This window comes from Mammaliicoccus vitulinus (genome assembly GCF_029024305.1).
Taxonomy (GTDB): Bacteria; Bacillota; Bacilli; order Staphylococcales; family Staphylococcaceae; genus Mammaliicoccus; species Mammaliicoccus vitulinus.
The window spans coordinates 2392724-2406849 of the sequence record NZ_CP118974.1; the positions used below are offsets into that span (position 1 = coordinate 2392724).

Below are 14126 nucleotides of genomic sequence, written 5' to 3' on the forward strand. Positions count from 1 at the left end.
CTCCTATTTAATTAATGTTTCTACATAACTTTCTTCTGCTAAATTTCTCATGAACGTTTGTATTTCTATTAACACTTCTGGATCTTCATTCGGTTTAAGATTTAATAATATGATTAATTTCAATGGCTTGTTGTGCCACTTGATTAAGTCATTTTTACCCTTTATCAAATAAATTGTAGTTTCTAAAATATTTTCACTTTGAATGTGTGGTAATATCACTTCTGGAAAAATCTCTATATTTCCATCCTTTTCTCTACTTAACACTTCTTGAAAATAATTATCATGTGACTTAATCGTGTTATCTTTTTTCAATTGATGTCCTATTTCTTTAATAACATCTTGATACAATGTATTTTTAGTTTGGATTTCGTGAAAAAGATTTTTATTCATTTATATCACCTATCATTTCTATCATCTTACGCAGCTTAATTTGATCATTCTTATTAAACATTGCGCTTATAACAACGAGTGGAATAGCTTCTACATCAGGAATATGAACAGTTGAAATAATTAAATCTATCTTTTTTAAATCCTCTTGCGTTAAATCAAATGAAGATTTAACATCTACAATCTCTATTTCCGGGACATTTCTATCTATTTTTGTTTTCAAAAGTTCTGAAGTACCTATACCAGTTGTACAAGTAATTAACGTTCGTATTTTTACTGGGTTTCTCTCAAGCTCCTTAGCAAAATATAATGTTAAAAATCCTATTTCATCTTGGTTTATTTTCTTGATAGAATAATGTTCTGATATTTGTTCTGATATGTTGCTTATTACTTTAAAGACGAGTGGATATTCAATTTTTATCTGACCTATTAAAGTGTTTTTTACAATTAATCCATGTTCAATCCTATTAAGCATCGGTTTAACATGTTTAAGCAACTGCTGTTCTAAATCGGCATTTTTGAAAGAATGATTTAATTCATGACTTGCACCTTTGATTAAGGCATTGGTTATATCGATAACATCTTTTGAATATTTCATATCTTCTTCATTATTTTGAATATTTTGCGTCTCAAATCTAGATGAAATCAAGTATTCAAATAGATAGATTCTTTCATTTTGGGGCAATTGAGTATGTAAGTACTTCTCAATATTGCCAATCACCATATCACTCATTCTATAAAAAGATTGATATTCATTTTTCAATTTCATTATTTCTTGGGTTTCTCTATTTTTATCGCCGTTTATAACGCCTCTTTTTCTGAAACGCATTATCAGAATATATAAATGAGAAAATATATTTACGTTATATGGATAAGGAATAATAATACCTTTATAATTTTCAATCGTGTTAATCTGTTCTTGAACAAAATGTGAATCCCTATCTTCTGTTTGATCCATGCCATTATATGCTGATAAATTTGCTAATTTCCCTTCCCCAATCAGTTCTAATAGCGCATGGCGTATATTACTTTCTGCACCCTTTATAGATAAATGACGTTTTTTTCTTTCCAATTTTAGATTAAATTGTTTCAACATCTCTTCAATTTTTTTCTCATCTGTATTTAAGACACTTTCAGAAATATAATAACGTTCAAAAATATTAAAAAGTGATATCGTTTTAGGGGAGATTAACAATAATTCTTTTGTTATCATATTTCGTCTTTCAATAGGAGAAAGTAAATCATTTTGATGAAACTGACCAATCTCATGTTGTTCTATATATTCTCTGTCATCAATGCGATATCCTTTACCCTTTTCAGAAATAATAAGGGGTTCTTTATAAAAATTATTTATACGTTTAACAAGTCGATAAATCGTTTTTGTTGATACATCAAGATGCTTTGCTAAACTACTCGAATCGACAAAAGAATGCGCATTAAGTAAATAACTAATTAACTTCTCTTGATTATCTCCTTTCATGACGTTTACAACCTCCCTGTAACTTTATAATAAAACAAAATAATGTAAGCGTTTTACTTTCGTGTGTCCATTACAATAGACATTAAAATAAAGTAATAGCTATAGTCCGTGACTATAGCTATTAAATGAACCTAAAAATTTTGTTTTTTAAATAACATTAATTATAAAGCATAACATTACTAATGTAATATTTTATTTTTATTTACACTTTAAACTTCAAACTTTGAACTTTTGTATGCGTTACCTAGATAAAATATGATTCCAAAATAAAAAAGCTCATTTTAGCACTATGCTAAGTGAGCTTTATGTTACTCTTAAATCACTACCTAAAGTTATATGACTTAATTTCATCTATGATCGTATTGTATTTATTTGTTTTGTACCTTGCTTTGTTAGATACGATGAAGAAATTGCGATATAAGTCTAAATCCGTTGTCGTTATAAATTCTTCATCAAATGACTTAATGGAGAAATTAGACAATATTGTATAACCCATATTTTGTTTAACGAGTTCTAAAATTAATTGGTTATCATTTATGACGACTTTACGTGACGTGAGGTTAAGTTGTTGTAATAACATATCTTGATAATATCTAATGCCAGAGCCTGTTTCTCTGACATAACATCTCATATCATTGACGTTTTCATTGATCTTTTTATTTTTCACAAGTAATAACTTATCTCTTGTTAATACTTCGCTACTTATTTTGTCGTCTATTACTGGCTTCTCAATGATCCCTAAATCTATGGAGTAATCTTTTAAGCGACTTAAAATATCTGCTGAATTATATACATATATATGTATATTTAATTTTGGATACTTTGTTTGCAAGTGAATGGTTAAATCTAACAACATGGACTGTCCAAATGTATGACTTGTTCCTATTACAAACTTCCCTTTCACTTCTTCTTTATGTTGATTAATTTTTGTATATAATTGTTCATCTAATATCGCTAATTGGCATGCATAATTGTATAGCTCTCTACCTTCTTCTGTTAATATGATTTGCTTTCTAGTATTTTCAAATATTTTAATTTGATACTTTTCTTCAAGTGTTTTGATATCTCTACTTATGGACGGTTGGGACTTAAATAGTTTTTCTGCGGCCTTTGTAAAACCGTCTTCTTCTACTATGACTTTTAATATCTTCAATTTATCTTCCAACTTATCCACCTCATATCATTTTTGTTATATTATATATTTAAAAATAGCATTTCACAAATAATCAACTGCCCATTAAACTGTAGTTGAGGTGAAAGCTATGGGCATTCAAATGAACAAAAATTTCTTATTAGGTGTCGGATTCACATTTATTATAGCTATTGTAAGTATTTTGTTATCTAACTTACCTATTTTGAATAAAGTTGGCGCTTTAGCAATCGCCATCATAACAGCAATTATGTATAGACATTTTAAAGGTTACCCAACACAAATCGAATCGGGTATCGCTTTTTCTTCTAAGAAACTTTTAAGACTCGCCATTATACTTTATGGGTTAAAACTTAATTTATCTACGATTATTCATCAAGGAAGTACACTTTTAATATTTGATGTAGGTGTTGTCGCTTTTGCGATATGTTTTATGATTTTGCTTAATAAAATCATTAAAGGTGATAAAAACTTAGTATTATTATTAGGGATTGGTACGGGTGTATGTGGTGCAGCGGCTATTGCGGCAATATCACCAATATTAAAATCTAAAGAGCGTGATATTGGTATAAGTGTTGGTCTAGTTGCGATTATGGGAACGATTTTTTCATTAACTTATACATTATTATTCGCTTTATTTCCTATGGATCCAACAGCTTATGGTATTTGGTCGGGCGCCAGTTTACATGAGATCGCACATGTCATATTAGCTGCTGATGCAGGTGGTTCAGAGGCACTTAGTATCGGGCTATTAACTAAATTGGGGAGAGTATTCTTACTTATTCCTTTAAGCATTATTTTCTTAGTTATCGTAAATAGAAAGAAATCTAATAAAGTTGCTCAAAAAATTGATTTTCCTTACTTCTTAATTGGCTTTTTAATAATGAGTGCTGTTAATACATTTGTGGACATTCCAGAAGGCGTCTTAAATGTTATGAGCACGTTTACTACATTAATCTTAATTATGGCAATGGTAGGCTTAGGGTTAAATGTATCATTCAGCGACTTAAGAACAAAAGCGCTCAAACCAATGATTGCTATGGCGATTACATCAGTCGTACTTTCAGTCATCACATATTTTGTAGCTGGCATTTTATAAACATTATATTAGGGTATAACATAGACAATATCTAATTTTGAGAAAGATTGTGATAAACCTATGTTATACCTTAAATTATATTTAGTACTTCTCATATCGGTATTTAATTATATTTTTGTACCTAATGACGAAACAGCAACTTATAAAGATACATTCACGAAAGCAACACATTCAGATTATGATGATGCTTTTAACCTTGGTTCACAAATACCAAATGATTCACTAACACTTAAACCCTACAGTACATATAGCAAAAATCATATCCAAGGAATTGGTAAAGTATCATCTGATGAAACTGGTAAATCGGGAAACGGCGCAACTGGTTTTGTCATTGATGATCATACAATTATTACCGCTTCACACGTTGCAAGTGATGACGATGGTAATAAAGAAACAAAGCAATTTTATTTCTATCCATCTAAATCAGATCAACAAATTCCTATGAAATTTAAAGTTAAAAAGTTTTATAAGTCATATGAAAGAGATGTAGCCGTACTTATTACAGAACAACGTTTATCTAAAAAAGTAAAACCATTACAACTAGCATCCGAACAAGAAATAAAAAATATGAAATCTAAAGAACCACTGTACATGTTAGGATATCCGAACGAACATCAGTACAATGGTCAACTTATGTATCAATCTAAAGGTTACTTCCTTAAACCAACTAAAGATTACATTGAATATATCGGACATTTGCATAGAACAGTCGGCTTTTCAGGGTCACCGGTGTTTAATAAAGACAATCACGTTGTCGGCATACATGCACATGGCATACGACCAGAAATAAAAATGAACCACCAATCAACAAGAGACATTTATACAGGCGGTCCACTCCTTACAGGAAAAACAAGAGATTTCATCAATCAACATCGTGAATGATAAGACGAAATTGTTTCACTTCATATATAAGTGGTAAACAATAAATGTATGTAAATATCGAAAGGATGATTATTTATGCCTTGGACAATGGATGATTACCCACAAAGTTGGAAAAATTTCGACGAGCTTAAAAGAAAAAAAGCTATTGATATTGGAAACGCTATGTTGAAAGACGGCTATAAAGAACAAGATACAATCCCTATTGCTACTAAACAAGCTGAAGAATGGTATAAAGATGCATCAAAAGAAGATTTAAACAAACTCAAAAATAAAAAAATCACACAACACGATAAAGATCGTTCTGCAAATCCTAAATTAAATGAGAAAGACGTACATGTATACTTTGAAGACGACGAATGGAAAATTAAAACAGATGGCGCTAAACAAGCAAGCGAAACATTTGATAAGAAAGAAGACGCGATGAAACGTGCTCGAAATATCACATCAAATCGAGATACAGAAATCATCGAGCATAAGAAAAATGAAAATTAAACACAAATAGAGTTAGGACATAAACATCTTAGTTTAATGTTGATAGCCATTAAAGCTCAAGCAATTTATTTACTGTAGATGTCTTTACCAAAAACGCACAATATCTTCTGAGTCTTTGTGCGTTTTATCCATAATTTACCAGAATCGCACAATATCTTCTGAGTCTTCGTGCGTTTTATCCAGATTTTACCAAAATCGCACGATATCTTCTGAGTCTTCGTGCGTTTTATCCATAATTTACCAGAATCGCACAATATCCTTTGAGTCTTCGTGCGTTTTATCCATATTTTACCAGAATCGCACAATATCTTCTGAGTCTTCGTGCGTTTTGGCCGTAACAATCATTGAACAACGTAATTCTAATTTCACTTGGATTCGTTCTCTACGATTTTGTAAAGTGCTGACGCCCGGGGGAATAGTATGAGAGAGAGACTACAGGCTCGAACCATACCCCCAGGCAAGCATGTACTTTCAAAATCGTAAGATTTTAAAATATAAAAAGATCTCTTCACTAGGCTAACCTAATGAAGAGATTTTTTATTTTGAGAATGATTATTTATGTCCCAGAATCATTGTCATATTATCTATGATTCATTAAAGTTCTAATCATCATTTTATTGATTTGAGAATAATTGATCATCTTTTGGTTGGTTTTCTAAATACACAATTTTTCCATTTGCATCTAATCTTGCAATATCTTTACCTTCTTGGGTGTAAACGCCTGTCTCATATCTATTACCACAAATTGCCCAATGTGTTTCGAAACTACCATCTTCGTTTTGTGTCCAACCGTTATGCATATGTTTCAAGTCTTTGTTTGTTGTATACACACTTTTTACAAACTGTGTCCAAGCTTCTTTACCTTTAAATGTCTTATTATTCAATACAAATTCAATATCATCACTAAATAATGCATTTAACTTCTGGAAACTTTCTTCACTATATCTTGCTTCATCAAATAATATAAAATAGTCCTCTAATATTTTCATTTATTCACCTTCTTTTCATGTGATTATATCTTGCACATCGTTGGAAATAAATGATATCGACTTATGATTTAAATAACAAAATAAAATAAAACAATTAAACATATAAATAATAACAAGACACTTGTAAAGAATATCCACCCTTTATTTAATTCAGATTGATTTCGATTATTTTTAGACAGCATTGAATATATCATGCCGTCTTTCCCCATTAATATGATGATAGAATATGCTAATAATATAAATAGAATAATGGCTAAAATAATAAATAATAAGTACATATGTTACACCCCTTTTTTCAAGTGCATCTATCTTACTATCCATTATAGTATATATTGTAACTATACACTCAATCATTCGATGTAAATGAAACTAGGATGAGATATAAATGTCCTAAACTCTAGATTTTTATAAGATTTTCTAAATAAACCAACTTGTTTGTACGTTTGGACCTAATACATTAGCATCTACATTTTGATCAAGTTCTTCTGAGTAATAACTATCTGTATACTGCCACAGTACGTGCTCTCTTTCAGGTTGTGCATCTTGATATGCTGCTAACCAATATCCGTCATATGACTGTACAGCAGTAGCGGTATGATTCAGCATAAAGTCTTCGTATGAATATAATAGTACTTTCTTATTTCCTGAATACTTTCTCATTTCATCTAACCATGCTTGTGTGCTCTCATCAGAGGTTCCTGATGTTACAGTTTCTTCTTCGTAATCATTAATGTAGAAGCTTGCGTTTGGTGCTCTATTGTACAATGCCTTTGCTTCTGTTCTTGCATCGCTAGCATTTTCGTACATACTATATGAATAGACACCATATTTCATATTATTTTCTGCTAATAATTTTGAGTTTGTTGCAAAAGTTGCATCTTTATAATCTGAACCATATTGTGCTCTTAATATTATAAAATCATAATTCGCTTTTAATTTTTTAACATGAGCGGATGTTAATGCTCCTTGCCACTCTGATAAATCTAGTATTGACTGATCTTTAGGAACGACTGCCGCTTCTTCAGTTTCTTGATTTTTTCTCAGTTGTGTATCTTTTTTATTTTCTATGTATTTCTTATAGCCATTACCCATTGTACCTTCTTCTTTTGATGCTTCTGCTACTTTTGATGATGTATTTATCATAATCATCAATAAAGTTATAGCTATTATGACACGCACAATTCTTTTAGACATTTAAATACTCCTTTTACTGTTATGGAAAACTCAATTATATTTTATCTATTATAGGGTTACCATTCTCATCTAATAAAGGCGTTAAACTGCTTCCAGGTCCTACCCATGCATGTATGTAATTTACACCTGTTTCACGATCTACTATTACAGAGAATCTACCTAATGACTTAACTGTTTCTTTAGATTTTACGTAAAATCTTTCGTTATTTTCTTGATTGCTCTCTTTATTACCAAACATCTGATTCACTCCTTTTCACATGTAATGGTATAATATTTGCTACTATATTTAAATGATAGGAGAATATTTTTATGAAAATTATTGATTCTTTTGACAAATTAAACGAAAAAATTAATGCACATGCATTCACTTTAATATATGTTTCTAGTGAAAATTGTTCAGTATGTAAAGCTGATCACCCAATCGTGCAAAGAATGACTGAAGATTATCAAATTCCAGCTTATGAAATTGTTGCCGATCAAGTACCTGAAGCAGTTGGACAATTAAACTTGTTCACTTCACCCGTTGTATTACTTTATTACAATCAAAAAGAAGTCCATCGACAAGCCCGAATAATAGACTTTGATGAACTTCAATATCGTATTGAACAAATTACAAATTTATAACATTACTCGACTATTGTATAAAAATCAATTTTAGTTATCATACCATTTCCATCAGATGTGAAGGCAATTTTGTAACCATTTAAATCATAAGAATATTGACCTACTATACTACGAGGACTTCCAGTTTTAGTATAATCAAATCCATAAGATTCTCTAACATCATCTATAGATAAGTTAAATTGATTAGCGTTCGTCGGTTGTGCATTTGCATCTAAACCGTAATTACTATAGACATTTAAATTCTGATCATATAAATTAATATTTTTAGCTTCATCTTGATGTTCTTTAGCATAATCTTCATGTGCTGGTGTTTCATAACCATTTAATGAAAAGTTCCCTGATTCAAACCCTTTTTTGAAAGTGTCCGTGATAAAGAATCCAGGGTCATAACTTGCATATCCATTATAATAAGAAGTATAAGGTTGAGACGCTTGGCTTTCCATATTACTGTCGCTTGCTGCTTCCACTGTGTTCCCGTTGCTCGCTGCACCTACTGTAAATACTGACGCTAATGCTAAACCGCTTGAAACAAAAATCTTAGAAAATTTGTTCATTCGATTCCTCTCCCTTTTATAGATTATGTATCATAAATTGATACACCTTCATGCTACTACTTTAAAATTCAATTACAAGGGGTATAGAAGTAAACATTTATTGTTTTTTTATACTTTTGTTTAATAGTATTAATTTCGTGTAACGAATTTGAAATATGTTTGAATGCTTGTAAATAAAATGACGCCAATTAATAATATTATCCAAACAACATTAAATTCACCTGTGGTAAATTTTGTATATGAATTATAAATGACTAAAGCGAATATAAAATACACGACCGTATATTTAGATGCTATCAGTATATGTTGTCTTTCCATTTCATCTTGTTTTTTCAATGCCATCTTCCTTTCCTTTAAGAGAATAATTCATCCACCGTCACATTGAACGCTTTCGCTAATTTAAAAGCTAACGCCAAAGTTGGATCATATTTATCATTTTCAATTGCATTAATTGTCTGTCTTGTCACTTTAACGTTTTTACTTAACGTATCTTGTGACATCCCCATTTGCTTACGATATTCCTTAATTTTATTTTTCACGACTTTCCTACTTTCAACTGTATTTCTTCTTAACTATTAATACATTCATTGCATAAACAATAAATAATATCACAACAAAGAATATCTCTGGATATTGAGTGAAAATATTATGCGCGTTTCCACTTATACCAGACAGTTTAATCGCTATATAAGACATTATAATCAAGACCATATAGCCAAACGTGTTAGACAATATTTCGAGTCTTATTCTTAATTGTCTTTCATCTAGCTGTCGTTCTTTTTTAAATTCTTTAGTATTAATTGCTATATATTTATAATAAACCGTCCACATCATCAATGTAATCATAATAAAAATCAACCACTTCAAAACTATCAAATTAGCACCTCCAAATGTCAAAAACTTTTTACATTTATTATTCTAACATCTGTGCTAAATATGTCAAAAACTTTTTACATTTTGAGTTTGCGAAAAATAAAAATGAGCCAGGACATTAACATCCTAGATTAATATAAAAGAGCGTGAATTCTTTGGAAAATAAGAATTCACACTCATTTTAACTGTCTACTTTGAAGGGAGCATATCAAGTCTTCGTGCGTTTTGTCTGGATTTTACCAAAATCGCACAATATCTTTTGAGTCTTCGTGCGTTTTATCCATATTTTACCAGAATCGCACGATATCTTCCGAGTCTTCGTGCATTTTATCCAGATTTTACCAAAATCGCACGATATCTTTTGAGTCTTCGTGCGTTTTGTCTGGATTTTACCTGAATCGCATGATATCTTTTGCTAGGCAAGCATGCACGAACAAAATCGTAAAAATAAAAAGATCTCTCCACTAGGCTATAACCTAATGAAGAGATCCTTTATTTTAAGTACGGGTATTTATGTCCCAACTTCTTATACTATATGATTATTCTAGTACTTCTTTTGCTTTATCATCTTTTGAGATTAAGAATACTTTACCTTCATCCATTTTCTCCTCGTAATCTTCTGCATCTTCTTTAGATAAACCTATTTCTATAAGTTTTGCTCTCAGTTCATCACCTTGTTTATCAAATGTTTTGCCAATATCTTTATTGTTGTAATCTATATTATTATAATCTGTATGTTCTACGATTCGTGCTGTACGGTCATCATCATGTGATAATACAAATACATCAGTCGGGTCGATATTTAATTCTTTCAGTTTGTTAATATCACGCTCTAACGATTCATCATTGATATAACTTTTTACTACTGTCATGAATAAATCCCCCATTTTCTATTTGATACTTATTGTCTTCCCGTCTTATTTTTTATGAAACATTTTCACTTTTATTTAAATAACAGTTGTTATTTGTTGGTTCTTTTGTATAATTGATAATAATTATCAATTACATATTAAGGAGAACACCTATGAAAAAATACATCGTTGCGATTATATGCATGGTTTTATTACTATCTGCATGTAGTAACCACAATAAAAAAGAAGAAACGAACAATAAAGATACTGTCACGATTAAGAAGACTTATGAATATAAAGATAAGAACAAAGATCATAAACGAGGTCAGAAAAAAACTGAAACAATAAAAATTCCTAAAAATCCTAAAAAAGTTATTGTAATGGACTACGGAGCTCTTGATATCATGCAAGATTTGAACTTACAAAATCGTATAACTGCCATTCCTAAAGGTCCTAATGGTGATTTTTTACCAAGCTATTTATCAAAATTTAAAGACGATAAATATACCAACTTAGGTAATCCTGGAAGACCTAACTTCGAAAAAATTGCAGAAGAAAATCCTGATTTAATTTTAATTTCATTTAGACAAGCTTATACTAAAAATTTAGAAGAATTTAAGAAAGCAGCACCAAACGCTAAAGTGTTATATGTAAGCCCAGATGATGATCGATACTTAGATTCTATTAAAGAAAATGCAAATAATATCGGTAAAATATTTGAAAAAGAATCAGAAACAAAATCACTTATTAAAAAACTAGATAAAAAAGTTTCAACTGTAAAAAATAAAATTAACAATGACACAGTCATGTTTGCAAATATTGATCAAAAAGGCATCAAAACATACGGTCAAACCGGGAGATACGGTGGCTTTTTAAGCGGTGACTTAGGCATTAAGCATATCGATCCAGACATGCCTGCAAACTCGAGCGGACAAGTCGTATCATATGAATATATAGCGAACAAAAATCCAGACAAAATCTTCTATATTAATAGAACAGATCAAGATACAAAAGACTTGCCACAAGCATTAAAAAATCCTGTCATCAAAAATGTGAATGCTATCAAAAATAATGACATCCTCAAGTTCGACGCAAACTCATGGTTCTTTGGTGCAGGTGGAATTAGCGCTACGATTAAACAGTTAGATGATATAGAAAAAGCATATTAATGAAGAAGAGTTTGGAGTGTATGGCGGGAGCTGGTCGGGGTCTGAATGTTGCTTGTTTCGTCAGTCTTGCAACATTCGGACCTTCTATGTTGCTTGTTTGATCAGTCTTGCAACTTACAGTCCTTCTATGTTGCTTGTTTCGTCAGTCTTGCAACTTACAGACCTTCTATGTTGCTTGTTTGATCAGTCTTGCAATTTACAGTCCTTCTATGTTGCTTGTTTGATCAGTCTTGCAACTTACAGCTCTTCTATGTTGCTTGTTTGGCTAGTCTTGCAACTTACAGCTCTTCTATGTTGCTTGTTTCGTCAGTCTTGCAACTTACAGTCCTTCTATGTTGCTTGTTTCGTCAGTCTTGCAACATAGAACATGTACTTAAAAGAACAAATGAAAAAACATAAAAAAATGAATATTAGTAACGATTTTGTAAAGTGCTGACGCCTGAGGGAATAGTATGCGTGAGAGACTACAGGCTCGAACCATACCCCTAGGCAAGCATGCACTTTACAAAATCGTAAGATTTCAAAAAAATAACAACTCATTTCTAGCCGAATAAATCAGTGAAATGAGTTGTTATTTTTTTGAGTAGAATTTTATGTCTCAGCCTCTATGTAATATGAGTATTCTATCAAAATTAATTTCATAACATTATGAAGGAATCACACAACAGTGTATAATTACATTGAAAACATTTTCATTCAAAAGCTTCAATTAAATTTGCTTATGGCACACATGTCAAAGTGACTGTGACAAAGTCGCGTTTACTATTCATTGTGTATGGGCTTACATCTTCGTATGATTAAGGTACAAAATACTTTTTATGTAAGGAAAGGTGTGTTAAATATGGCAGAACAAACAGAAAAGAAAAAAGGCATTGGTCCTAAGGTTCAAGCTTTTGGTTCATTTTTAAGTAGTATGATTATGCCAAACATCGGTGCTTTTATTGCTTGGGGGCTTATTACGGCACTGTTTATCGAAGATGGTTGGTTGCCTAACGAAGAGCTTTCTTCTATGGTAGATCCAATGATTAAATATTTAATTCCATTATTAATTGCATTTAGTGGTGGACGTTTAGTTCACGGTTTACGCGGTGGTGTCGTTGGTGCGACTGCTACGATGGGGGTTATCGCAGCATTCCCTGATACGCCGATGTTAATTGGTGCAATGATTATGGGTCCATTACTTGGTTGGTTAATGAAAAAAGTGGACGAATTCTTAGTACCTAGAACACCTCAAGGCTTTGAAATGTTATTCAACAATTTCTCTGCTGGTATTCTAGCTTTCATTATGGCAATCATTGGTTTCAAAGGCTTAGCGCCATTAGTTGAAGGATTAATGAAGATTCTTGGTATGGGTGTTGATTTCTTAGTTTCTCATCACTTATTACCACTCGTAAGTATTATTATCGAACCAGCTAAGACTGTATTCTTGAACAATGCAATTAACCACGGTGTACTAACACCTCTTGCATCTGAACAAGTAACTCAAGCTGGTAAATCTATTTTATATACATTAGAGTCTAACCCTGGACCAGGTCTAGGTATTTTATTAGCGTATATGATATTTGGTAAAGGTACAGCAAAAGCAACATCATATGGTGCTGTTATTATCCACTTCTTTGGTGGTATTCACGAAATTTACTTCCCATATGTGTTAATGCGTCCTTTATTATTAGTTGCAGTTGTATTAGGTGGTATGACTGGTGTCGCTACATTCAGTTTATTCGACTTCGGTACTACTGGACCTGCATCACCGGGTTCAATCCTAGCCTACTTTGCAATTACGCCTAAAGGTAGTTATTTAGTGATGTTACTAGGTATCTTCTTAGCGACATTAGTTTCATTCGTCGTTGCATCTCTCATATTAAAAGTTACTAAAGATCCTGACAGCGACATCGAATCAGCAGCAGCTGACATGGAAGCTCGTAAAGGTAAAAAATCTTCTGTAAGTGGTGCTTTAACTGGTGCTGAAAAAGAAGAAACAGAAACTTCAGATGATGCAGAAGAAAAAGATGATGCAGAAGAAAAAGATGAATCAGGCGAATTATTAAATGACTATGACACTGAAAATGTAGATGCTCATGATTTCTCAAATGTTCAAAAAGTTATTTTCGCTTGTGATGCTGGTATGGGCTCAAGTGCTATGGGTGCTGGCATGTTAAGAAACAAATTCAAAAAAGCTGAATTAACGGATATAGAAGTGACGAACACTGCTATCAACCAATTACCAGACGATGCAGATGTCATCATTACACAAAAAACATTAACAGACAGAGCGATTAAAAAGAATCCTAAAGCGATTCATATTTCAGTAGATAATTTCTTAAATTCACCAAGATATGAAGAGTTAATTAACGAATTGAAAAAATAATTCTAAACAAAGGA

General features: G+C 31.5%; 18 protein-coding genes. 6 read left to right on the top strand and 12 right to left on the bottom strand.

Annotated features, from left to right (window positions below):
- Positions 1-3: 3 nt before the first annotated feature.
- From PYW35_RS11975 to PYW35_RS11985, 3 genes are all read right to left on the bottom strand, one after another.
- Positions 4-390 (bottom strand): PTS sugar transporter subunit IIA, encoded by a 387-nt coding sequence (locus PYW35_RS11975; RefSeq protein ID WP_016911908.1) that lies wholly within the window; start codon positions 388-390, stop codon positions 4-6.
- Positions 383-1867, bottom strand: a complete 1485-nt coding sequence (locus PYW35_RS11980) for a BglG family transcription antiterminator (RefSeq protein WP_103323386.1) — start codon at positions 1865-1867, stop codon at positions 383-385. The genes PYW35_RS11975 and PYW35_RS11980 overlap by 8 nt, the downstream gene beginning before the upstream one ends.
- A gap of 322 nt (positions 1868-2189) precedes the next feature.
- A complete protein-coding gene (locus tag PYW35_RS11985) occupies positions 2190-3032 on the bottom strand; it encodes a LysR family transcriptional regulator (protein WP_103323385.1) in 843 nt (280 codons plus the stop codon).
- A 97-nt stretch (positions 3033-3129) separates the two neighbouring features.
- Here PYW35_RS11985 and PYW35_RS11990 point away from each other — a divergent pair, with 97 nt between their 5' ends.
- From PYW35_RS11990 to PYW35_RS12000, 3 genes are all read left to right on the top strand, one after another.
- Positions 3130-4116 (top strand): YeiH family protein, encoded by a 987-nt coding sequence (locus tag PYW35_RS11990; RefSeq protein WP_103323384.1) that lies wholly within the window; start codon positions 3130-3132, stop codon positions 4114-4116.
- Between the two features lie 60 nt (positions 4117-4176).
- On the top strand, positions 4177-4998 hold the full coding sequence (locus tag PYW35_RS11995) for a trypsin-like serine peptidase (protein WP_103323383.1): 822 nt from the start codon (positions 4177-4179) through the stop codon (positions 4996-4998).
- A gap of 75 nt (positions 4999-5073) precedes the next feature.
- Positions 5074-5490, top strand: coding sequence for a DUF2188 domain-containing protein (locus PYW35_RS12000; protein ID WP_103323382.1), 417 nt, complete (start codon positions 5074-5076; stop codon positions 5488-5490).
- Between the two features lie 614 nt (positions 5491-6104).
- On the opposite strand, the gene PYW35_RS12005 is transcribed toward PYW35_RS12000, so the two are convergent.
- The 4 genes from PYW35_RS12005 to PYW35_RS12020 all read right to left on the bottom strand — a co-directional run bounded on the left by PYW35_RS12005 (position 6105) and on the right by PYW35_RS12020 (position 7911).
- The gene (locus PYW35_RS12005) at positions 6105-6479 is read right to left on the bottom strand and encodes a nuclear transport factor 2-like protein (RefSeq protein ID WP_016912981.1); all 375 of its coding nucleotides are present in this window, start codon (positions 6477-6479) and stop codon (positions 6105-6107) included.
- A 68-nt stretch (positions 6480-6547) separates the two neighbouring features.
- A complete protein-coding gene (locus tag PYW35_RS12010) occupies positions 6548-6757 on the bottom strand; it encodes a hypothetical protein (protein ID WP_016912980.1) in 210 nt (69 codons plus the stop codon).
- Between the two features lie 139 nt (positions 6758-6896).
- Positions 6897-7673: a GH25 family lysozyme gene (locus tag PYW35_RS12015; protein ID WP_103323381.1), complete on the bottom strand. Its 777-nt coding sequence runs from the start codon at positions 7671-7673 to the stop codon at positions 6897-6899.
- Between the two features lie 34 nt (positions 7674-7707).
- The gene (locus PYW35_RS12020) at positions 7708-7911 is read right to left on the bottom strand and encodes a DUF6440 family protein (RefSeq protein WP_016912978.1); all 204 of its coding nucleotides are present in this window, start codon (positions 7909-7911) and stop codon (positions 7708-7710) included.
- Between the two features lie 71 nt (positions 7912-7982).
- Between PYW35_RS12020 and PYW35_RS12025 the strand changes: the two genes are divergently transcribed.
- On the top strand, positions 7983-8297 hold the full coding sequence (locus PYW35_RS12025; protein WP_103323380.1) for a thioredoxin family protein: 315 nt from the start codon (positions 7983-7985) through the stop codon (positions 8295-8297).
- Positions 8298-8299: 2 nt separating this feature from the next.
- On the opposite strand, the gene isaB is transcribed toward PYW35_RS12025, so the two are convergent.
- The 5 genes from isaB to PYW35_RS12050 all read right to left on the bottom strand — a co-directional run bounded on the left by isaB (position 8300) and on the right by PYW35_RS12050 (position 10596).
- Positions 8300-8851: an immunodominant staphylococcal antigen IsaB family protein gene (gene isaB, locus PYW35_RS12030; protein WP_016912976.1), complete on the bottom strand. Its 552-nt coding sequence runs from the start codon at positions 8849-8851 to the stop codon at positions 8300-8302.
- Between the two features lie 129 nt (positions 8852-8980).
- Positions 8981-9187, bottom strand: a complete 207-nt coding sequence (locus PYW35_RS12035; protein WP_204107868.1) for a hypothetical protein — start codon at positions 9185-9187, stop codon at positions 8981-8983.
- A 17-nt stretch (positions 9188-9204) separates the two neighbouring features.
- On the bottom strand, positions 9205-9390 hold the full coding sequence (locus PYW35_RS12040) for a helix-turn-helix transcriptional regulator (RefSeq protein ID WP_016912974.1): 186 nt from the start codon (positions 9388-9390) through the stop codon (positions 9205-9207).
- Between the two features lie 13 nt (positions 9391-9403).
- On the bottom strand, positions 9404-9727 hold the full coding sequence (locus tag PYW35_RS12045) for a hypothetical protein (protein ID WP_103323378.1): 324 nt from the start codon (positions 9725-9727) through the stop codon (positions 9404-9406).
- Positions 9728-10263: 536 nt separating this feature from the next.
- A complete protein-coding gene (locus PYW35_RS12050) occupies positions 10264-10596 on the bottom strand; it encodes a YflT domain-containing protein (RefSeq protein ID WP_016912972.1) in 333 nt (110 codons plus the stop codon).
- Positions 10597-10748: 152 nt separating this feature from the next.
- On the opposite strand from PYW35_RS12050, the gene PYW35_RS12055 reads away from it, so the two are divergent.
- Positions 10749-11744, top strand: a complete 996-nt coding sequence (locus PYW35_RS12055; protein WP_103323377.1) for a siderophore ABC transporter substrate-binding protein — start codon at positions 10749-10751, stop codon at positions 11742-11744.
- 841 nt (positions 11745-12585) lie between these two features.
- Complete coding sequence (locus PYW35_RS12060) at positions 12586-14112, top strand: PTS mannitol transporter subunit IIBC (protein WP_103323376.1); 1527 nt, start codon at positions 12586-12588, stop codon at positions 14110-14112.
- Positions 14113-14126: the final 14 nt, after the last annotated feature.